This window comes from Pimelobacter sp. 30-1 (assembly GCF_018831735.1).
GTDB lineage: Bacteria > Actinomycetota > Actinomycetes > Propionibacteriales > Nocardioidaceae > Nocardioides.
Genome location: NZ_NHTS01000002.1, coordinates 81,407 through 101,279 on the forward strand (window position 1 = coordinate 81,407; position 19,873 = coordinate 101,279).

Annotated in this window: 15 protein-coding genes; 8 read left to right on the forward strand and 7 right to left on the reverse strand. The window is 72.6% G+C overall.

Annotation, left to right across the window (positions count from 1 at the left end; genetic code table 11):
• Positions 1-39 precede the first annotated feature (39 nt).
• Both CCO04_RS04830 and CCO04_RS04835 read left to right on the forward strand, forming a co-directional pair.
• On the forward strand, positions 40-1,566 hold the full coding sequence (locus tag CCO04_RS04830) for an APC family permease (protein ID WP_215812988.1): 1,527 nt from the start codon (positions 40-42) through the stop codon (positions 1,564-1,566).
• A complete protein-coding gene (locus tag CCO04_RS04835; RefSeq protein WP_215812989.1) occupies positions 1,563-3,635 on the forward strand; it encodes an FAD-dependent oxidoreductase in 2,073 nt (690 codons plus the stop codon). Before CCO04_RS04830 ends, CCO04_RS04835 begins: the two co-directional genes overlap by 4 nt.
• A 115-nt stretch (positions 3,636-3,750) precedes the next feature.
• Here the strand turns inward: CCO04_RS04835 and CCO04_RS04840 are convergent, their stop codons facing one another.
• Entirely contained in the window at positions 3,751-5,454 is a 1,704-nt protein-coding gene (locus tag CCO04_RS04840; RefSeq protein WP_215812990.1) for a carboxypeptidase-like regulatory domain-containing protein, read from the reverse strand.
• 34 nt (positions 5,455-5,488) lie between these two features.
• Positions 5,489-6,766 (reverse strand): NAD(P)/FAD-dependent oxidoreductase, encoded by a 1,278-nt coding sequence (locus tag CCO04_RS04845; protein WP_215812991.1) that lies wholly within the window; start codon positions 6,764-6,766, stop codon positions 5,489-5,491.
• 418 nt (positions 6,767-7,184) lie between these two features.
• Between CCO04_RS04845 and CCO04_RS04850 the strand changes: the two genes are divergently transcribed.
• From CCO04_RS04850 to CCO04_RS04870, 5 genes are read left to right on the forward strand one after another with little or no spacing between them, the layout of a single operon-like run.
• Positions 7,185-7,619 carry a RidA family protein gene (locus tag CCO04_RS04850; protein ID WP_038679670.1) on the forward strand — a complete coding sequence of 145 codons (435 nt, stop codon included), beginning with the start codon at positions 7,185-7,187 and terminating at the stop codon, positions 7,617-7,619.
• The gene (locus CCO04_RS04855; RefSeq protein ID WP_215812992.1) at positions 7,616-8,284 is read left to right on the forward strand and encodes a DUF1028 domain-containing protein; all 669 of its coding nucleotides are present in this window, start codon (positions 7,616-7,618) and stop codon (positions 8,282-8,284) included. The genes CCO04_RS04850 and CCO04_RS04855 overlap by 4 nt, the downstream gene beginning before the upstream one ends.
• 4 nt (positions 8,285-8,288) lie before the next feature.
• The gene (locus CCO04_RS04860; protein WP_215812993.1) at positions 8,289-9,419 is read left to right on the forward strand and encodes a M20 family metallopeptidase; all 1,131 of its coding nucleotides are present in this window, start codon (positions 8,289-8,291) and stop codon (positions 9,417-9,419) included.
• Entirely contained in the window at positions 9,416-10,816 is a 1,401-nt protein-coding gene (locus CCO04_RS04865) for an aspartate ammonia-lyase (RefSeq protein WP_215812994.1), read from the forward strand. The genes CCO04_RS04860 and CCO04_RS04865 overlap by 4 nt, the downstream gene beginning before the upstream one ends.
• A 40-nt stretch (positions 10,817-10,856) precedes the next feature.
• Positions 10,857-11,777: a LysR family transcriptional regulator gene (locus tag CCO04_RS04870; protein ID WP_215812995.1), complete on the forward strand. Its 921-nt coding sequence runs from the start codon at positions 10,857-10,859 to the stop codon at positions 11,775-11,777.
• An 18-nt stretch (positions 11,778-11,795) separates the two neighbouring features.
• Here CCO04_RS04870 and CCO04_RS04875 read toward each other — a convergent pair whose 3' ends face one another.
• The gene (locus CCO04_RS04875) at positions 11,796-13,190 is read right to left on the reverse strand and encodes a cytosine permease (protein WP_215812996.1); all 1,395 of its coding nucleotides are present in this window, start codon (positions 13,188-13,190) and stop codon (positions 11,796-11,798) included.
• A 141-nt stretch (positions 13,191-13,331) separates the two neighbouring features.
• Positions 13,332-14,534, reverse strand: coding sequence for a CdaR family transcriptional regulator (locus tag CCO04_RS29650; RefSeq protein WP_215812997.1), 1,203 nt, complete (start codon positions 14,532-14,534; stop codon positions 13,332-13,334).
• Positions 14,535-14,650: 116 nt separating this feature from the next.
• Between CCO04_RS29650 and CCO04_RS04885 the strand changes: the two genes are divergently transcribed.
• A complete protein-coding gene (locus tag CCO04_RS04885) occupies positions 14,651-15,586 on the forward strand; it encodes a triacylglycerol lipase (RefSeq protein WP_215812998.1) in 936 nt (311 codons plus the stop codon).
• Here CCO04_RS04885 and CCO04_RS04890 read toward each other — a convergent pair.
• From CCO04_RS04890 to CCO04_RS04900, 3 genes are read right to left on the reverse strand one after another with little or no spacing between them, the layout of a single operon-like run.
• Positions 15,552-17,234: an indolepyruvate oxidoreductase subunit beta family protein gene (locus CCO04_RS04890; RefSeq protein ID WP_215812999.1), complete on the reverse strand. Its 1,683-nt coding sequence runs from the start codon at positions 17,232-17,234 to the stop codon at positions 15,552-15,554. The two genes, CCO04_RS04885 and CCO04_RS04890, sit on opposite strands and share 35 nt — an antisense overlap.
• Positions 17,234-19,414 (reverse strand): indolepyruvate ferredoxin oxidoreductase subunit alpha, encoded by a 2,181-nt coding sequence (locus CCO04_RS04895; RefSeq protein ID WP_215813000.1) that lies wholly within the window; start codon positions 19,412-19,414, stop codon positions 17,234-17,236. The genes CCO04_RS04890 and CCO04_RS04895 overlap by 1 nt, the downstream gene beginning before the upstream one ends.
• 52 nt (positions 19,415-19,466) lie before the next feature.
• A complete protein-coding gene (locus tag CCO04_RS04900; protein ID WP_215813001.1) occupies positions 19,467-19,868 on the reverse strand; it encodes a cupin domain-containing protein in 402 nt (133 codons plus the stop codon).
• Between the last annotated feature and the right edge of the window lie 5 nt (positions 19,869-19,873).

The following is a 19,873-nucleotide window of genomic DNA, read 5'->3' on the forward strand; positions in this document are numbered from 1 at the left end:
TCCCCGAGCCACCACCACGCCCCAAGGGACACGCACACCATGACGCAGACCAACCAACCGACCGCGCTCGCCGCGGAGCAGCAGGCGCTGCTGCACAAGACGCTGCGGCGCTTCGACATCGTCTTCCTGCTCATCGCCGCCGTCGTCGGTCTCGAGACCCTCGGCCAGGTGTCGACGTTCGGCGCCGAGGCGTTCACCTGGGCGCTCGTGCTCGCGGTGTTCTTCCTCGTGCCCTACGGCCTGATCTTCGCCGAGACCGGCGCCGCCTTCAGCGAGGAGGGCGGGGCCTACACCTGGGTCCGCGACGCCTTCGGCCGCCCGGCCGCGGCCGTCGCGGCGATCCTCACCTGGATCACCCAGCCCGTCTGGGTCGGTGGCTCGATGGCGTTCCTCGCCGCCGAGACGGTGAGCGTCTACATCTCGCCGCTGGAGCACGGCTCGTTCGCCGACTACGTGTTCAAGATCGTCTTCATCTGGATCACCGTGCTCGCCGCGATCGCCAGCCTGGCCAAGGGCAAGTGGCTGCCGACCAGCGGTGCGCTGCTCAAGGTGGGCCTGCTCGCCTTCTTCGTGCTGACCACGATCATCTACGCCGCCAAGAACGGCGTCGTCGGGCTCAGCGCCGGCGACTTCAGCCCCACGCTGCTCGGCCTGTTCGGCTCGGTGCCGATCCTGCTGTTCGCCTACCTCGGCTTCGAGTCGTCCAACAGTGCCGCGGGCGAGATGGAGAACCCGGCGCGCGACGTACCAGTCTCGATCTTCCGCTCCTGCGCGACCGCCGCGGTCTGCTACCTGGTGCCGATCTTCGCGATCCTGCTCGTCGTCCCCAAGGACGACATCACCGGCATCGGCGGCCTGCTCGACGCCGTGGGCACGGTCTACTCGGTCTACGGCGGCGCGGCCGACGTGCTGCTCAAGATCACCGCGATCGCCTTCGTCTACATCCTGATGAGCCAGGGTGCGGCGTGGATGATCATTTCCGACCGGATGCAGGCGATGACGGCCGCCGACGGCGCCTTCTTCGGCGGCTTCTTCGGCCGCTTCCACCCCGGCCTCGGTACACCGGTCCGGGTCAACCTGCTCTCCGGTGTGGTCTCGACGACCTTCATGCTCGTCGCGATGCAGGTGACCGGCTCGGGCGCCTCGATCTTCGGCGTGGTGCTCACCATCTCCATCTCGACGTTCCTGCTGAGCTACCTGCTGGTGATCCCGGCCGCCATCCGGCTGCGCACCCGCTACCCTGACCGCCCGCGGCCCTTCCGGGTGCCCGTCTCCGACCGCGGCTTCGCGCTGCTCGGCTGGGTGGCGTTCGCCTGGATCGTGCTCGGCTCGTGGGTCGCGGTCTTCCCGGGCACGCTGGAGCGGCTCTTCGGCGAGGACTACGACTTCCGCGAGATCTGGGGCGTCAGCCAGGGCACCTTCGAGACGTTCACGCTCGGCACCCTTGCCTGCCTGATAGTGCTCTGCGCCGTCGGCTACGCGCTCGGCCGGCCCGTGCGCGCCCAGGCCCGCTCGCTCGACACCCACGACGACCCGACCGAACCCGCCCAGGAGGCGACCCGATGACCGAGCAGCCCACCGTGGCCGCGCCGTACGACGTCCTGTTCGAGCCGGTGCAGATCGGCCCGTTCACGACGAAGAACCGCTTCTACCAGGTGCCGCACTGCAACGGCATGGGCTACCGCGACCCGAGCGCGCAGGCCTCGATGCGCAAGATCAAGGCCGAGGGCGGCTGGTCGGTCGTGTGCACCGAGCAGGTCGAGATCCACGCGACCTCCGACATCGCGCCGTTCATCGAGCTGCGGATCTGGGACGACCAGGACCTGCCCGCGCTCAAGCGGATCGCCGACGCGATCCACGAGGGTGGCGGCCTGGCCGGGATCGAGCTCGCGCACAACGGCATGAACGCGCCCAACCAGCTCAGCCGCGAGACCCCGCTCGGGCCCGGCCACCTGCCGGTCGCACCCGACACCATCGCGCCGATCCAGGCGCGGGCGATGACCAAGCAGGACATCGACGACCTGCGGCGCTGGCACCGCAACGCCGTACGGCGCTCGATCGAGGCGGGTTACGACATCGTCTACGTCTACGGTGCGCACGGCTACAGCGGCGTCCACCACTTCCTCTCGAAGCGCTACAACCAGCGCACCGACGAGTACGGCGGCTCGCTCGAGAACCGCATGCGGCTGCTCAAGGAGCTGCTCGAGGACACCCTCGAGGAGTGCGCCGGCCGGGCCGCGGTCGCGTGCCGGATCACGGTCGAGGAGGAGATCGACGGCGGCATCACCCGCGAGGACATCGAGGGCGTGCTGCGCGAGCTCGGCGAGCTGCCCGACCTCTGGGACTTCGCGATGGGCAGCTGGGAGGGCGACTCGGTCACCTCCCGCTTCGCCCCCGAGGGCCGCCAGGAGGAGTTCGTCGCCGGACTCAAGAAGCTCACCACCAAGCCGGTCGTCGGCGTCGGCCGGTTCACCTCGCCCGACGCGATGGTGCGCCAGATCAAGGCGGGCATCCTCGACCTGATCGGTGCGGCCCGGCCCTCGATCGCCGACCCGTTCCTGCCCAACAAGATCCGCGACGGCCGGCTCAACCTGATCCGCGAGTGCATCGGCTGCAACATCTGCGTCTCCGGCGACCTCACCATGTCGCCGATCCGCTGCACCCAGAACCCCAGCATGGGCGAGGAGTGGCGCCGCGGCTGGCACCCCGAGCGCATCCGGGCCAAGGAGAGCGACGCCCGCGTCCTCGTCGTCGGCGCCGGTCCCTCCGGGCTGGAGGCCGCGCGCGCCCTCGGCGTCCGCGGGTACGACGTCGTGCTCGCCGAGGCCGGTCGCGACCTGGGCGGCCGGGTGACCCAGGAGTCCGCACTGCCGGGGCTCTCCGCGTGGGGCCGGGTCAAGGAGTACCGCGAGGCCGTGCTCGCCGAGCTGCCCAACGTGGAGATCTACCGCGAGAGCCCGATGAGCGCCGACGACATCGTCGAGTTCGGCTTCGAGCACGTGATCACCGCGACCGGCGCCACCTGGCGCACCGACGGCGTCGCGCGCTTCCACACCACCGCGCTGCCGATCGCCGAGGGCATTCAGGTGCTCGGACCGGACGACCTGTTCGCCGGGCGGCTGCCCGACGGCAAGAAGGTCGTCGTCTACGACGACGACCACTACTACCTGGGCGGGGTCGTCGCCGAGCTGCTCGCGCAGAAGGGCTACGACGTCTCGATCGTCACCCCGGCATCGCAGGTCTCGTCGTGGACCAACAACACCTTCGAGGTCAACCGGATCCAGCGCCGGCTCATCGAGAACGGCATCGCGCGGGTCACCGACCACGCGGTCGTGTCCGTCGGAGCCGGTGGCGTCACGGTCCGCGACACCTACGCGAGCATCGAGCGCGACCTGGAGTGCGACGCGGTCGTGATGGTCACCGCGCGGCTGCCGCGCGAGGAGCTCTACCTCGACCTGGTCGCGCGACGCGAGGCCGGGGAGATCGCGTCGGTGCGGGGGATCGGCGACGCCTGGGCGCCCGGCACCATCGCCGCCGCCGTGTGGAGCGGCCGCCGTGCCGCCGAGGAGTTCGACGCCGTGCTGCCCTCGAACGACGAGGTGCCGTTCCGGCGGGAGGTCACCCAGCTGGCGTGAGGCGCAACTCTGCCGGCTGGGTCGCGCCCGGTACGGCGGCAGGGGACTGCCGCCGTACCGGGCGCATCTGCGTTGCGGTCGGTCGGTCCGGTCCGGTCCCGCCCGGCCCGGCCGGTCAGCGGGCGCGGCCGAGCCGGACGGTGCGGCTGCGCGGCTCGTAGCCGGGCTTGCGAACCGTCACCACTACCGTGACCACCTTCCCGCGCAGGGCGCGGGTGATCCGCAGCCGCGGGGTGGTGGCGCGGGGGAGGGCGCGCTGGCCGGCGTACCACTGGAAGGTGGTGGTGGGGCGCTGCGCCAGCCCCGCGGCGGAGAGCACCGGCCGCCCCACACGGACGGTGCGCCCCACCCGGGGGGATCCGGAGCGGGCCGGCCAGCGCCGGACCCACGAGGCGGGCATCGGGGCCGGGGCGACCGCCGGGGTGAGCGCCGACCGGGCGGTGGCCGGCCCGGCGAACCACGGGTCGTGCTCGGCGGTCACCGCGACCGAGAGCCGCCGGCCGAGGTCGCTCAGGCCGGGGGTGTAGGCCGCGGTCGTGGCGCCGGGGATCGCCGTCGTACCGCGGAACCACTGGTAGCGGTAGGTCAGCTCGCCCGCGCTCGGCCGCCAGGTGCCGAGGCTCGCGGTCAGCCGCGCGCCGTACTCGGCGCGGCCGGAGACCGACGGCGGAGCCGCGCTGTAGGGGGTCGTGTTCTCGATGACCGCGACGGCCGAGTCGGCCGGAGGGCCGGTCGAGGCCCAGGGGCCGGCGGGCACGGCGCGGGCGCTGATCCCCGCCTCCCAGCCGTCGTCCAGGCCGTCGAGCACGTACGACGGCCCGACGGCGCCGTCGATGGCGACGCCGTTGCGGTACCACTGGAAGTCGGTGCCGACCGCGGGATCGGACCAGACGACGGTGGAGTGCGCGGTCAGGGTCCGGCCCCACTCGTGCGCGCCCGACAGCGTGACGCCGCCGCTGGTGTAGCCGACCGGCAGCTTGAGCTGCAGGGCTCCGGTGTCGATGTCGGCCGTGCGCGCCCAGGGGACCGCCAGCAGTCCGGTCGATCCGGTGCCGAAGTCGGCGCCGCTCGCCCCGGGCGTCGCGACGGTGAGCCCGCCGGTGCCGAACGAGAAGGCGTACCCCTGGCCGGCGGCGTCGACGAACCGGATCGCGAGCCGGTTGCTGCCCAGCGGGTCGACGAGGTCGAACCCGAACGTCCCGGTCGCGTCGAGGACCTGGGCCGGGACGCCGGTGAGGCGGTACCAGCCGCCGGGGATGTTCCAGATCCCGTCGCCCTCGTGCCAGACCTCGGCCCGCAGGCCGGCGGTGGTGCGGCCGGGTGCCGCGACCACGCGGCCGCCGAAGCGGTAGGGAGTGAAGGCGGTCAGGACGGGCGTGGTGCCGAGATCGGTCACGCCGGCGTCGGTCACGGTGACCACGCCCGCGCCGGTGAGGACGTCGTTCGTGCAGATGCCGGTCGCTTGGCCCGGCGCGGTCCACCAGCGGTCCCGGCTGGAGGAGCACGGGTTCATGTCGGACCAGTAGGTCCCGAAAGCGACGTTGTACGGGCCGGGGGCGAGCCCGGTCAGGTCGAACGTCCCGTCGGGGCGCACCCAGGTGCCCGGCGCGCCGACGACGCCGGTGGGGGTGCCCGCGGGGGTGGCGAGGATCCGCACCGCGCGGACGTCGTACCCGTGGGGGACGGTGACCGTGCCGCTGATCGTGCCGGTTCCGGCCGCCTGGGTTGCCGGCGCCGTGGGCGCGGCGGCGCTTGCTAGGGGAGCGACCAGGAGCAGCAGGGCGGCGACGAGGGCGGACGACAGCGCTCTGGCTCGCATCCGCCCATCGTCGCCGCGGTGGCGCGGCTCCGCGTCAGGGTGCGACCCGCATGTTGGCGCGCTGCTCGGCGTCGTACGTCAGGTAGCTGCGGCGGGTCGCGATGTGCCCCGCGACGTGCTTGGCGTCGTGCCACACGCCCCAGATGAAGCTCGAGCCGCGGCGGGAGAGCCAGGGCAGGCCGACGAAGTAGACGCCCGGCTCGGTCGAGATGCCCCGACGGTGGGCCGGCTTGCCGGTCTCGTCGAAGGCGTCGACCTGGAGCCAGGAGTAGTCGACCGCGAAGCCGGTGGCCCACACGATCGAGGTGATGCCGGCGGTGGCCAGGTCGAGCGTGAGGGTCGGGTCGGTGAGGCACGCGGGGTCGGCGCCGAGGACGCGGGCCTCGGGCTCCTCGGACAGGTCGAGGCCGTTGCGCTCGATGTAGGCGTCGGCCTGGTCGAGCAGCGCGAACAGGTTGGCGTCGCCGGCGGCGACGTTGGCGGCGAGGTCGGTACGGAACGAGAGCACGCCGTCGTCGTACGTGTCGGTCATGCCCACGAGGTTCACGCCCTGGCGGCCGAGCGCCCGGAAGTCGACCGTGTGCCCGCCGCGCGCGCCGCTGACGGCGATCGTGACGTGCTCGGCGCCGGCGGCCGGGGTCTCCAGGTCCCACAGGTCCAGGACGCCGAGCCACCAGCAGAAGTCGCGGCCGCGGTAGCTCCGCGGCGGCCGGTCGTGCGGCCCGACCGAGAGGTAGACCTCGCGGCCCGAGCGCTGCAGCTCGTCGGCGATCTGGACGCCGGACGAGCCGGCGCCGACCACGAGGACGCCGCCCTCGGGCAGCTGGTCCGGGTTGCGGTAGTCGCTGGAGTGGATCTGGGTCGCGACCGCACCCTCGGGCACGATCGGCGGGAAGACGGGACGCTGGAACGGGCCCGTCGCGGCGACCACGAAGCGGGCGTCGATCGTGCCCTCGGACGTCTCGACCCGGAACCCGGGGCGACCCTCGTGGCGGGTCACCGAGGTGACCTCGACGCCGGTGCGGACGGGCGCGGCGATCTTGCCGGCGTACGCCTCGAAGTAGGCGGCGACCTGGTCCTTGCCGGCGAACCCGTCGGGGTCGACGTCCGGGAACTCCATCCCCGGGAACCGGTCGTGCCAGGCTGGGCCGTTGGCGACCAGCGAGTCCCACCGCCCGGTCCGCCAGCGCTCCGCGATCCGGTCACGCTCCAGCACGAGGTGCGGCACGCCGTTGTCGCTCAGGTGCTCGCTCATCGCCACCCCGGCCTGCCCGGCGCCGACGACGAGGACCTCGATCTCTTCGCTCGACATCCCAACCTCCCTCTCGAACGGCACTGCTGCCGGAAGCTCGGCACACCTCGTGATGTGCTCTCCCTCGATCCTGGGCCTCCCCGCTCCCTCTGTCCAACAGATGTTGTGGGACCACTACATCGATTCTCCTGATCCAACCGAAAGCGCACCTTCCCCCCGCCGAGGGCGCAGGGTTCCGGGCCCGAGGGCGCAGGCTTCCCCCGTCGAGGTGGTGAGAGGTCGGCGCCGAGGGTGCAGGGTGCGGGCGCGCCGGGTAGTCCGCGACCTCGACGCCGAAGACCTGCGACTTCGGCCCGGAAGCCCTGCGCCCTCGGGGCCGGAACCCTGCTACTTCGGCGGGGGTTGGATTGGGGAAACAGATGGGGGTTGTGGGAAAGATCTGTTGGACACATGGGGTGGGGTGGAGTGGACTGGGGGCATGAGCATCGTCGTCGGCGGGCACACCCGCATCCGTCCGTTCAACACCAGCGTCACCTATCCGGAGCAGAACCTCGACAACGACCTGTGCCAGGCCGTGGTCGCGGGGAACACCGTCTACGTGCGGGGGCAGATCGGGCAGGACCTCGACACCAGTGAGTCGGTGGGGATCGGGGATGTCGAGGCGCAGACCGAGCAGGCGATGGCGAACATCAAGATGCTGCTCGAGGAGGCCGGGGCCCGGATGGAGCACCTGGTCAAGCTGACGATCTACATCATCGACCCGCGCTACCGCGAGACCGTCTACCGGACGATCGGGCGCTGGACCAAGGGCGTCCACCCGATCTCGACGGGCATCGTCGTCTCCGCGCTCGCCCGGCCCGAGTGGCTCGTCGAGGTCGACGCGATCGCCGTGATCTCCGAGGACGCGCAGTGACCTTCTCCGTGCTGGCGACCGACGGCACCGGTGCCGTCGGCATCGCGGTGACCTCGTCGAGCCCGGCCGTGGCCGCGCGGTGCATCCACCTGCGCCCCGGTGTGGGTGGGGCGTCGTCGCAGAACATCACCGACCCCCGCCTCGGTACGGCGCTCCTCGACGCCCTGCAGAGCGGCCTCGACGCGCGGGCGGCCCTCGCCGCCGTCACCGAGGGCCGCGAGCACGTCGAGCACCGCCAGCTCACCGTGCTCTCCCTCGACGGCCGGGGCGCCGCGTACTCGGGCACCGGGTCGCTCGGCGTCCACCACCACGTCGTCGCCGACCAGGTGGTCGCGGCCGGCAACCTGCTGGCCGGTACGGGCGTCGTCGACGCCGTCGCGGCGGGCTTCGCGGCCGCCACCGGCGAGCTCGAGGAGCGGCTGCTCGCCGCGCTGGAGGCCGGGCTGGCCGCCGGCGGCGAGGCCGGACCGGTCCGCTCGGCGGGCCTGTCCGTCGTCCGGGACGTCGACTGGCGGGTCACCGACCTGCGCGTCGACTGGAGCGACACGCCCATCGAGCAGCTCCGCGAGCTGCTGGAGGTCTGGCTCCCGCAGCGCGACGACTACGTCACGCGCGGGATCGACCCCACCACCGCCCCCTCGTACGGCGTCCCCGGAGACGAGTGACCCCATGACCAAGCAGGCCGCCGCCACCACGATCAGCTCCGACGCCGAGCGCCTCATCCGGCTCTCCGAGCAGCTGCACGCCCACCCCGAGACCGGGTGGGAGGAGCACAACGCCTCACGTTGGGTCGCGGAGGCCCTCGCCGAGTCCGGGTACGACGTCACGCCGGCCTACCTCGGCCTGGAGACGGCGTTCCACGCCACCATCGGCAGCGGCCCGTTCCGCCTCGGCCTCTGCGCCGAGTACGACGCCCTGCCGGGCCTGGGCCACGCCTGCGGCCACAACCTCATCTCCGCGATCACCGTCGGTGCCGCCCGGGCGCTGGCCCCGCTGGCCGATGCCGCGGGCCTGACGATCGAGGTCTTCGGCACCCCGGCCGAGGAGGGCGGCGGCGGCAAGATCGAGCTGCTGGAGCGCGGCGCCTTCCAGGGCCTGGACCTGGCGATGATGGCCCACCCGGCGCCGGTCGACGTCGCCGAGGCGGAGCCGTTCGCGGTGTCCCACTCGCACGTGGAGTACCGCGGCAAGGCGGCCCACGCGGCGGCGTACCCGGAGCAGGGGATCAACGCTGCCGACGCGTTCACCATCGCCCAGGTGGCGATCGGCCTGATGCGCCAGCAGCTCCCGCCGACGGTGCGCGTGCACGGCGTGATGACCAACGGGGGAGAGGCGCCCAACGCGATCCCCGCCCGCACCGAGGGGCGTTGGTACGTCCGGGCCGAGTCGCTCGCCCAGCTCGCCGAGTCCGAGGACAAGGTCTGGCGCTGCTTCGAGGCGGGCGCGCTGGCCACCGGCGCGACGCTCGAGGTGACGCCGGAGAGCAAGCCCTATGCGGAGTTCCGCACCTTCCAGCCGGCGCTCGACGCCTACAAGCGCAACGCCACCGAGCTCGGCCGGGTCTTCGACCCCGGCACCCCCGCACGCCGGATGAACCGGGCCTCCACCGACATGGGCAACGTCTCGCAGGTCGTCGACGCGATCCACCCCTACATCGGCATCAACTCGGGCACCGCGCTCAACCACCAGCCCGAGTTCGCCGCGCACTGCGTGGGCGGGGACGCCGAGAAGGCGCTCCTCGACGCCGCGACCGCGCTCGCCTGGACCGCGCTGGACGTCGCGGGGAACGCCGCCCGATGAGCGCCGCGACCCGCACCGAGCACGACTCCCTCGGCCCGTACGACGTCCCGGCCGGCGCCTACTGGGGCGTCCACACCGCCCGCGCGCTGGCCAACTTCCCGATCAGCGGCACGCCCGTGGGCGCGCACCGCGAGCTCGTCGCCGCGCTCGGCGCGGTCAAGCTCGCCGCGGCCCGCGCCAACCACGAGCTCGGCCTCCTCGACGACCGCCGGTACGACGCCGTCGCGGCCGCCGCCCAGGAGGTCCGCGCCGGAGCCCTCGACGAGCACTTCGTCGTCGACGTCATCCAGGGCGGCGCCGGCACCTCGACCAACATGAACGCCAACGAGGTGATCGCCAACCGGGCGCTGGAGATCCTCGGCCTGCCCCGCGGCGCGTACGACGAGATCCACCCGCTCGACCACGTCAACCGCTGCCAGTCGACCAACGACGTCTACCCGACGGCGGTCCGGCTGGCGCTGCTGCCGGCGATCGACCGGCTCGCGGGCGCCACCGGCGCCCTGGCCGACGCGTTCGCCGCGAAGGCGCAGGAGTTCCGCACGGTCCCCAAGATCGGGCGCACGCAGCTCCAGGACGCCGTACCGATGACGGTGGGGCAGGAGCTGGGCGCCTTCGCGACCACCTTGCGCGAGGAGCTCGCCCGGCTCGAGGACTCCCGCGGGCTGCTGTGCGAGATCAACCTCGGCGCCACCGCGATCGGCACCGGCATCACCGCGCACCCGGACTACCACCGCCGCGCGGTCGCGCACCTCGCCGAGATCACCGGCCGGCCCGTCGTCGGCGCCGGCGACCTGGTCGAGGCGACCAGCGACACGGGCGCGTTCGTGCAGGTCTCGGGCGTGCTCAAGCGCGTCGTGGTCAAGGCCTCGAAGATCTGCAACGACCTGCGGCTGCTGTCGTCCGGCCCGCAGGCGGGGTTCGGCGAGCTCCAGCTCCCGGCCCGCCAGGCCGGGTCGAGCATCATGCCCGGCAAGGTCAACCCGGTGATCCCCGAGATGGTCAACCAGGTCGCGTTCTGGGTGATCGGCAACGACCTCACGGTGACGATGGCCGCCGAGGGCGGTCAGCTCCAGCTCAACGCGTTCGAGCCGGTGATCTGCCACGGGCTGCTCCAGGGCTTCGCGTGGACGGCGTCCGCCTTCGACGCGCTGCGCGAGCTCTGCGTCGACGGCATCACCGTCGACGCGACCAAGCTCGCCGCGGTCGCGGCCGGCAACGCGGGTCTGGCCACGGCGCTCACGCCGCTGCTGGGCTACGCCCGGTCGGCCGAGATCGCCAAGGCGGCGCTCGGCGGCGAGGGCGTGGTCCGCGACCTCGCGCTGGCGACGGGCGGCGTGGACGCCGACGTCCTCGACGCGCTGCTGCGCCCCGAGACGCTCGCCAACCTCGACCACTGAGACTGAGCACGATCGGCCGCGGTGCGGCAGGATGTCCGCCATGGCGGAGGTCGGCTTCACCCTGACGCAGCTGCGCTACTTCGCCGCGGCGGCCGAGCAGGGCAGCATGACGGCGGCGTCGCGCCAGCTCATGGTCTCGCAGTCGGCGATCTCGACCGCCGTCGCGCAGCTGGAGAAGGAGCTCGGCGTCCAGCTCCTCCTGCGCCACCACGCGCGCGGGCTGACGCTCACCGCCGCGGGTGAGGAGTTCTACCGCGAGCTGCGCAGCTACCTGGTGCACACGACCGAGCTCGCCGAGGTCGCCCGCTCCGCGGGCCAGGCGCTCGTCGGCGACCTCAGCATCGGCTGCTTCACCACGCTCGGGCCGTTCGAGCTGCCGCGGCTGCTCGCGGCGTGCGAGGACGAGCACCCGGGCATCCGGATCTCGGTCGTCGAGGACGAGCACGCCGCCCTCAAGAACGCCCTGCGCTCAGGGCGGTGCGAGCTCGCGCTGCTCTACGGCTACGACCTCGACGACGACATCGACCACGTCCGGATCGGCGTCGCGGCGCCCTACGTGCTGGTGGCCAAGGGGCACCGGCTCGCGCGCCGCAAGAAGGTCGCGCTGGCCGAGCTCGGCGAGGAGCCGATGGTGCTGCTCGACCTGCCCCACAGCGGGCCCTACCTGGAGCGGGTGGTGACCACGGCCGGCGTACGGCCGGTGATCCGGCACCGCTCGGGGGGCTTCGAGACCGTGCGCGCGATGGTCGCCAACGGCCAGGGCTGGTCGGTGCTCAACCAGCGCCCGGCCAGCAGCACGACGTACGACGGCGCGGAGGTCGTCAACCTCGAGATCTCCGACCCCGTCGAGCCGCTCGAGATCGTGCTGGCCTCGATGAAGGGCGTACGACTGACCTCCCGCGCGCAGGCGTTCGTGCGTTCCTCGGTGCGTGAGGTACGCCGGCGCGCGGGAGGCCGGTAGGCGTCGGAGCGGGGCCCGTCAGGCTGCGGTCACCGCACCGCTCAGCTCGCTCGGTGCGAGCTTCCGGCCGCGGGCCAGGAAGTAGTAGACCGGTCCGGTGGCGACCAGGCCGATGATCCAGCTCAGGTCGGCGCCGCCGAGGTTGTCCGAGATCGGCCCGGTGTAGAGCGGGGTGTTCATGAACGGGATCTGCACGAGGATGCCGATCACGTAGGCCGTGATCGCCTGCGGGTTGAACCGCCCGTAGATGCCGCCGTCGGCCGCGAAGATCGAGTCGAGGTCGTAGTTGCCGCGGTGGATCAGGTAGAAGTCGATCAGGTTGATCGCGGTCCACGGCACGAGCACGACCAGCAGCGCGAGCACGATGTCGACGAAGTGCGAGATGAAGTCGCCGGAGACGCCGATCGCGAAGTACGCCGCCGCGGCCATCACGACGCCGGACAGGACCACGCGGGTGCGGGCGGTCGGGATCCAGCGGGCGACGAAGGTCTGCACGCAGGTGATCATCGAGAGCACCGTGCCGTAGAGGTTGAGCGCGTTGTGGCTGATCACCGACAGCAGGAACAGCACGAGCAGCGGCGTACCGAGCGAGCCGGTGGTGTCGCGCACGCCGGTCATCACGTCGGTACCAGGGACCATCGCGAGGGCGACGATCGCGCCGAAGGCGAACGGCAGGATCGAGCCGAGCGTGCAGCCCAGGTAGGTCGCGTTGAACGTCGCCCGGACGCCGACCTCGGCCGGCAGGTAGCGCGAGTAGTCCGAGACGTAGGGCGCGAAGGCGATCTGCCACAGCGCGGCCAGCGAGACCGTCGCCAGGAAGCCGGCGGTCGTGTAGCCGCCACGGCTCCAGAAGTCGCCGGGCAGGCCGGACACGAAGATCGCGCCGATGGCCAGCACGATGCCGATGCCGAGGACCCAGGTGGCGATCTTGTTGAGCGCGTGGATGAACTTGTAGCCGATCACGCAGATCAGCCCGGAGCCCAGCGCGCCGAGGATGATGCCGGTCGAGACCGGGACCGGGTCGGCGATTCCGTGCAGCGACTGGCCCGCGAGCACGATGTTGGAGGCGAAGAACGCCAGGTACATCACCGCGGCGATGACGACGACGATCAGGGCGCCGTAGGAGCCGAACTGGCCGCGGCTCTGGATCATCTGGGGGATGCCCATCTGGGGCCCCTGGGCCGAGTGCAGCGCCATGAAGATGCCGCCGACGAGGTGGCCGACGACGATGGCCACGAGGCACCAGAACAGGTCGAGCCCGAACACGGTGACACCGGCGGCGCCGGTCACGACGGGCAGCGGGGCGATGTTCGTCCCGAACCAGAGCGTGAAGAGGTCACGCACCTTGCCATGGCGGTCCTCGGGTGGGACGTAGCCGATGGTGTGCTTCTCGACGACAGACTGGTCAGACATGGTTTCAACTCCAAGTGTGAGGCGCAGCACCATGGTGCGGACCCCTGGAGTCACCTGGCAAACGAATCCTTTTGGCTCAAGTCATCGGTTGAGCCGATGGGGTGCGACGGGTGGGAGGCACGGGGACCACGAGGTGCCCGCTCACGCGTCGAGCTGGAGCAGCCCGGCCCGGAGCAGGGCCAGGTCGTCGGCCGAGGACGGGTCGAGCCCGACCAGGTCCTGGATGCGCCGGAGCCGGTAGTCGACGGTGTTGGGGTGCACGCTGACGGCCGCCGCGGTCCGCGGCCGGCTCTGGCCGGTCGCCAGGTGCGCGCGCAGCGTGGCGACGAGGTCGGGCCGCTCGGCCAGGGGAGCGAGCCGCTCGCGCAGCAGCGCCGTGACCGGTCCGGGACGGGAGAGCTGGTAGTCGAGGAGGACGTCGTCGACGGCATAGCTGCCCGGCGGCCGCGCGGTGCGGACGACGAGGTCGAGGACGTCGCGCGCCTCGTCCAGCGCCGCGGGCACCTCGGCGACCGGGCGCACCGCGCGGCCGGCCCAGACGTCGGCCGCGGTGGCCGTGCTCAGCCGTGCGACCAGGGCCGCGATGTCGGGCGGCGGCAGGTCGTCCCCGGGCGTGTGCGGCAGCAGGAGGAGCCCGCCGCGGGGGTCGAGCTCGAAGAGCGGCACGTTGACCCGGTCGTCGGTGAGCGCGGCCCGTACGGCGCGCAGCCGGCGCCGCGCGGCGACGGCCGCGGACCCGGCCGGGTCGCCGGGGCCGGGCGGCTCGACGCGCAGCGCCACGACGACATAGCTCTCGGGCAGGGTGATGCCGACGGTGGCGGCGACCTGGGGGACGTCGGTGCCGGACAGGAGCGCGGTCAGCAGCGAGGTCCGCACCGACTGGCTCTCCTCTCCGCTCATCCGCAGCTCCTCGAGGTAGGCGCCGGCCACCCGGACCAGGACGTCGGCCAGGTGGTCGAGCACCGCGCGCCCCATCCGGCGCAGCGTCGCGCCGTCGGCCGGGCCGGCGCCCGCGGTGACGGTGTCCCAGGCCGTGGCCGCGCCGGTCAGGTAGGCCTGGTGCACCAGGCCCAGCGGGATGCCCTCCTCGGCCCGCCGGTACGCCGATGCGGTGACCGCCGCCAGCGTGCTCTCGGCCGCGCCGCGGCCGACCAGCCCGGCCTCGAACGCCTCGAGGTTCTCGCGGACCACGGCCCGGATGTCGACGGACAGCAGGTCCGGCGGCAGGTCGGCGTACGCGGGGATCTGGCGGACGATCTCGGCGACCACCTCGTCGACGAGGCGGTGGCGCCGGGTGCGCAGCAGGTCCGCGACGGGTCGCCCGTCGAGCGTGAGGTCGTCCACTTGTGAAGGATCACAAAGGCGGCTCCCGAATTCCAGAGCCGGGCCAGTCGTGCTGGGCTGTGAGCGCCGCCACACTCCTGGAAGACCTTGTCACCGCATCCCAACGGGAGGGAACGATGAAGACCCCACGAGCATCCCACGCGCGGCCCGGGTGGAGGGCCCGGGTCGCCGGCCTCGGCGCCGCCGTGCTGGCGACGGCGACGGCGGTGGTCGCGGCCACCGCGCCCGCCGCGCCCGCGGCTCCGGCCGCTCCCGCGGCGGCACCAGCGGCCCCGAGCAGCGGCTGGAACGACTGGGGCTGTCGCCCCTCGGCCGCGCACCCCGAGCCCGTCGTCCTCCTGCACGGGCTGGGGGGCCAGGCAGTGAGCAACTGGTTCTACCACGGCACCCGGCTGGCGGCGGCCGGCTACTGCGTCTACTCCACGACCTACGGCCAGGGCGCGTTCGGCGACCTCGTCGGCGGGCTCGGCTCGATGCGCACGAGCGCCCGGCAGGTCGACGCCTTCGTCGACCGGGTCCGTACGGCGACCGGCGCCGCGGAGGTCGACCTGGTCGGCCACTCCGAGGGGACGACGGTCGCGGCGTACTACCTCAAGTACGAGGGCGGTGCGGCCAAGGTCAAGGACTTCGTGGGCTTCGGCTCCAACTACCGCGGCACCTCGCTGAGCGGCCTCGGGACCCTGGCCAAGGCGGTGCTGCCGCTGCTGCCGGACGTCACCGAGTTCGTGCGATCGCAGTGCGCGTCGTGCCTGGAGTTCCTGGGGCCGAACGCCTTCCTCGACGACCTGGCCCGGGGCGGCTTCACCGTCCCCGGGGTGGCCTACACCAACATCATGAGCCGCTACGACACCGTCGTGACGCCCTACACGAGCGGCCGGATCGACGAGCCGGGCGTGACCAACATCGTGCTGCAGGACCGGTGCGGGCTCGACCTGTCCGGTCACCTCGCGATGGCGGTCGACCCCAACGTGAACCTGCTGATCCAGCGGGCGCTGGACCCGCAGGCCCCGCCGCCGTTCAGGTGCCGGCCGGCACTGCCGGCGCCGTTCTGAGCGCCGGCGCGGCGAGTGCCGCGCGCAGCGCGCCGCCGTCCTCGTCCGCGAGGGCGGCGGCGCGCAGCCGGGCCAGCTCGGCGGCGGCGCCGGAACGCGCGGCGAGACCGTCGACGGCGTCCATGAGCAGCCCGAAGCTCTCCTGGCCGTGGTGGTGCGTGGCGCCGTAGCCCTTGAGCACGCGCTGGCACTCGACGATCTCGCGGGCCAGGTCGGCGTCGGTGGCCGCCGCGGCGACGGCCCGGTCGAGCCAGGCGTCGATGGCGACCTGCTCGCGGCCGAAGCGCAGCGAGCGCGGCCGCAGCGGGCGGAACCGGGCCATCATCCAGAGCAGGGTGAAGCCGATGATCCCGGTCGTGTTGACCACGATGCCGTTGCGGGTCACCTTGCCGACGACCTTGGCGAAGAACGACGATCCGGCGAGCCAGCGACCCAGACGGGTGGGCAGGGTGTCGGTGATCTCCTCGACCTGGGGGTGCAGGTACTCGCGCACGTTGACGAGCTGACCCGGCGCGGCCTTGGCCTCGGCGCGCACGCCCTCGATCCGGCGGCGCCGGATCTTCTGCTGGGCGACGTGGATCGTGTCCTGGTAGGTCATCCAGAGCCCGACGTGCCGGGCGGCCTCGGCGGTCAGCGCGGCCTCGCCCTCGGCGTCCGGGTCGACCGCGGCGAGCCGCGCGACCCGGGCCAGGTAGCGGTCGGCGTACGAGGGGTCCTGGTAGACGGCCGTGCGCACGCAGCCGTGCAGCAGCATCGAGCGGGCGGCGACCGGGAAGGCGCTCGCGACCCGGGCGGCCTGCGGCTGCAGGTGCGGCCCGACGAGGTGGCCGGGGTGGGAGCGGGCGATCTCGTCGCGGCGGCGCTCCTCCTCGGCGGCGGCCTCCTCGGCGGGGTCGACCGGGCGCCGCCGGCCGATGGTGACGGGGACCGGGCCGCTGCCGGACGGGCCGGCCGGGGCGGCGGGCGCGGGGAGGGGGACGGGCGCGGGGCGGCCCGCGGCGTCGTACCCGGAGGCGAAGGCGGCGAGCGAGGCGTCGACGCCCTTGCCCGAGGCGCGGATGGCGTCCTCGAAGCGCTCGCGCTCGAAGGGCAGCTCGCCGGAGCCGGCCAGCGCGCCGAAGAGCGCCGCGCTGATCACGCTGCGGGCGTCCTCGGCGAGCTTCATGAAGTCGGCCGCGATGAGCTTGCGCGAGCCGGCGTGCGCCGCCTCCAGCAGGCCGTTGCTGTCGACCCGGCCGTCGCCGAGCGCGAGCCGCTCGTCCATCGAGTAGACCCGGTTGGTCGAGGCGATGAGCGTGGTCCGGTCGGGCGTGGAGAAGCCGCGCTGGACGGCGCGTCCGGCCTCCATCAGCTCGGAGGCGATGACGACGTCGACCTCGCCGGGCGTGGGGAACAGGCTCAGCACCGGCTCCGCGCGGACGCCGGCAGGCCGCTCGCCGACCGACGGCGGGTAGAGCTCGACGTAGTAGACCGTCGCGCCGGTGCGCTGCGCGACGCCCGCGACGGAGGTGTTCTGCGCGTGGTAGCCGGCCTTCTCACCGACCGCGACGATCCAGTCGGCGAGGACGCCGCCGCCCTCGCCGCCCATGGCCAGGATCGCGATCGTGAGGGGCCGCTGCCCGCCGGTCCAGCTGGTCGTGGTCGACATCAGGCCGCCACCTCCGGGGTGATCTCGTAGCGTGCCGCGCGGCGCTCGACGCCACGGGTGAGGAAGCCGATCCAGCCGCCGCGCGCCTTGCTCAGCACGCGGTCACGCCAGGTCGGGTTGTAGACCAGGTCGGTCCGGTAGAACGACGGGCACAGCGACGCCGCGTGCGCGTTGGCGCCGCACACCCCGCACCCGACGCAGGAGTCGAGCACGGTGGCGACCGGGTCGGTGCGCATCGGGTCGGGGTTGGCCTTGATCGTCAGCGACGGGCAGCCGGAGACCCGGATGCACGCGTGGTCGCCGGTGCAGGTGTCGGCGTCGACGCCGAAGCGCTCCTTGACGACCCGCTTGCCCTCCTTGATCGCCTTGGCGCGCTGGGGCTTGACCCGGCGCTGCCGGTTGAGCTGGCACTCGCTCTGCGCGACGACGACCTTGGGGCCGGCCTCCTTGGTGGTCAGCGCCTTGACGAAGACGTCGCGCAGGGCGCCGATCTTGTAGGTGTTGCTGACCGTCCTGACCCAGTTGACGCCGACGCCGCGGACGGCCTTCTCGATGGGGTGCTTGGTCGAGCGCAGCACGCTGTCGGCCTGGGACGAGAGCACGTCCTGGCCGCCGGTGGCGGCGCTGTAGGCGTTGTCGACGACGAGCAGCAGCTGGTCGTTCTGGTTGAAGACCGCGTTGCCGACGCCGCTGGTCAGGCCGTTGTGCCAGAAGCCTCCGTCGCCCATGACGGCGATGGTGCGGCGGTCGGCGTCCTTGGAGTTGAGCGCCGCGGCGCCGGCCGAGCCCAGGCCGTAGCCCATCGTGGTGGCGCCGAGGTTGAACGGCTCGTTGATGGCGAACAGGTGGCAGCCGATGTCGGCGCTCACGTGGTGCTGCTTGCCGGTCTCCTTCTCGGCCAGCTTGAGCGCGCTGAAGATCGGGCGCTCCGGGCAGCCGGTGCACAGCCCCGGCGGCCGCGGGCGTACGACGGCCGCGTCGACCCGCGGCGCGAACGGGCTGCGCGGGTCCTCCTCGGGCATGAGCAGCGCCGGGCTGCTCCGCACGACGTCGGGGACGTACCTCTGCAGGAAGGCGTCGAGCCCGCGGGTCACGGCGGCCGCGGTGTACTCGCCCGCGACCGGGAGCAGGTCCTTGCCGTGCAGCGCGACCGGTGATCCCGCGCGGCGCAGGATGGCGTTGAGGTTCTGCTCGATGTAGTCGGGCTGGCCCTCCTCGACGAGCAGTACCGCGCGCTTGTCGGCGCAGAAGTCGAGGATCTCGTCGTCGACGACCGGGTAGGTCACGTTCATGACGTAGACCGGCACCTGGGTGTTGCCGAAGGCGTCGGAGCAGCCGAGCAGCTCCATCGCCCGGTTGAGCGTGTTGTAGACGCCGCCCTGGACGATGATGCCGACGTCGGAGGTGCCCGCACCGAGCACCTCGTTGAGGCCGCGGCTCTTGATGAACTCGACGGCGGCGGGCCAGCGGTCCTCGATCTTCTCCTTCTCGTGCAGGAAGCTCGCCGGCGGCAGCACGATCCGGTCGAGCTGGCGCGCGGGGTTCTCGATCGCCTCGGTCACCGTCATCGGCGGGCGCTTGTTGTCCTTGGCGGTGAACGTGCCGTAGAGGTGGCACGAGCGCAGCCGGAGCTGGAGCATCACCGGGGTGCTGCTGGCCTCGGACAGCTCGAAGCCCGCCTCGACGGCGTCCACGATGGCGCTGATGTTGGGGCGCGGGTCGAGCAGCCACATCTGCGACTTCATGGCGAAGGCGTGCGAGCGCTCCTGCATGATGCTGGAGCCCTCGCCGTAGTCCTCGCCGACGATGACGAGCGCCCCGCCGGTGACGCCTCCGCTGGAGAGGTTGGCGAGCGCGTCCGAGGCGACGTTGGTGCCCACCGTCGACTTGAACGTGATCGCGCCGCGCAGCGGATAGCTCACCGACGCGGCGAGCATCGCGGCGGCGGTGGCCTCGGAGGCGCTGTTCTCGAAGTAGACCCCGAGCTCCTCGAGGATCTCGTGCGCGTCGCCGAGCACGTCCATCAGGTGCGAGATCGGCGCGCCCTGGTAGCCGCCGACGTACGCCACTCCGGACTGCAGCAGGGCCTTGGTGACGGCGAGGATGCCCTCGCCGGAGAAGGACGTGCCCTCTCCGGCGCGCAGCTTGAGCACCTCGTGGGCGAAGGACCGCTCGGCCATCGTTGATCTTCCTTGTCGTGGTGGTGGGAGGGGGCGACGCGCGGGCGCGCGGTCACTCCAAGGTGGTGCCCGCCTCGGGGCCTTCGAGGAAGACGTTGGGCTTGAGGAAGACCGCGATGAGCAGCGCCCCGTCGGGCGAGGTCGCGCTGTGCTGGTTGCCCTTGGGCCGCCACGAGAAGTTGCCCGCGGTCGTCTCGCCCTCCAGGTCGACGATGCTGCCGCTGAGGACGTACGTCTGCTCGATCTCGACGTGCTCGTGCAGGGGGAGCACGGCGCCGGGCTCCCACTTGAACAGCGCGGTGAGCAGGCCGGTCTCGGGCTCGCGGAGCAGCGTCTTCATCGAGATGCCGTCGAAGCCGGTGGGCTGCCAGGGCAGCTCCTCGACCTGGACGTAGCGCGAGGCCAGCGGCGGCAGCGCGTTGAGGTCGTCGGCATAGGGGGTGATGGCAGGCACGGGGC

Excerpts from the sequence above, each read along its gene's own strand:
- CCO04_RS04830 (WP_215812988.1), top strand. The coding sequence starts at position 40 with ATGACGCAGACCAACCAACCGACCGCGCTCGCCGCGGAGCAGCAGGCG.
- CCO04_RS04835 (WP_215812989.1), top strand. The coding sequence starts at position 1,563 with ATGACCGAGCAGCCCACCGTGGCCGCGCCGTACGACGTCCTGTTCGAG.
- CCO04_RS04840 (WP_215812990.1), bottom strand. The coding sequence starts at position 5,454 with ATGCGAGCCAGAGCGCTGTCGTCCGCCCTCGTCGCCGCCCTGCTGCTC.
- CCO04_RS04845 (WP_215812991.1), bottom strand. The coding sequence starts at position 6,766 with ATGTCGAGCGAAGAGATCGAGGTCCTCGTCGTCGGCGCCGGGCAGGCC.
- CCO04_RS04850 (WP_038679670.1), top strand. The coding sequence starts at position 7,185 with ATGAGCATCGTCGTCGGCGGGCACACCCGCATCCGTCCGTTCAACACC.
- CCO04_RS04860 (WP_215812993.1), top strand. The coding sequence starts at position 8,289 with ATGACCAAGCAGGCCGCCGCCACCACGATCAGCTCCGACGCCGAGCGC.
- CCO04_RS04865 (WP_215812994.1), top strand. The coding sequence starts at position 9,416 with ATGAGCGCCGCGACCCGCACCGAGCACGACTCCCTCGGCCCGTACGAC.
- CCO04_RS04870 (WP_215812995.1), top strand. The coding sequence starts at position 10,857 with ATGGCGGAGGTCGGCTTCACCCTGACGCAGCTGCGCTACTTCGCCGCG.
- CCO04_RS04875 (WP_215812996.1), bottom strand. The coding sequence starts at position 13,190 with ATGTCTGACCAGTCTGTCGTCGAGAAGCACACCATCGGCTACGTCCCA.
- CCO04_RS04885 (WP_215812998.1), top strand. The coding sequence starts at position 14,651 with ATGAAGACCCCACGAGCATCCCACGCGCGGCCCGGGTGGAGGGCCCGG.
- CCO04_RS04890 (WP_215812999.1), bottom strand. The coding sequence starts at position 17,234 with ATGTCGACCACGACCAGCTGGACCGGCGGGCAGCGGCCCCTCACGATC.
- CCO04_RS04895 (WP_215813000.1), bottom strand. The coding sequence starts at position 19,414 with ATGGCCGAGCGGTCCTTCGCCCACGAGGTGCTCAAGCTGCGCGCCGGA.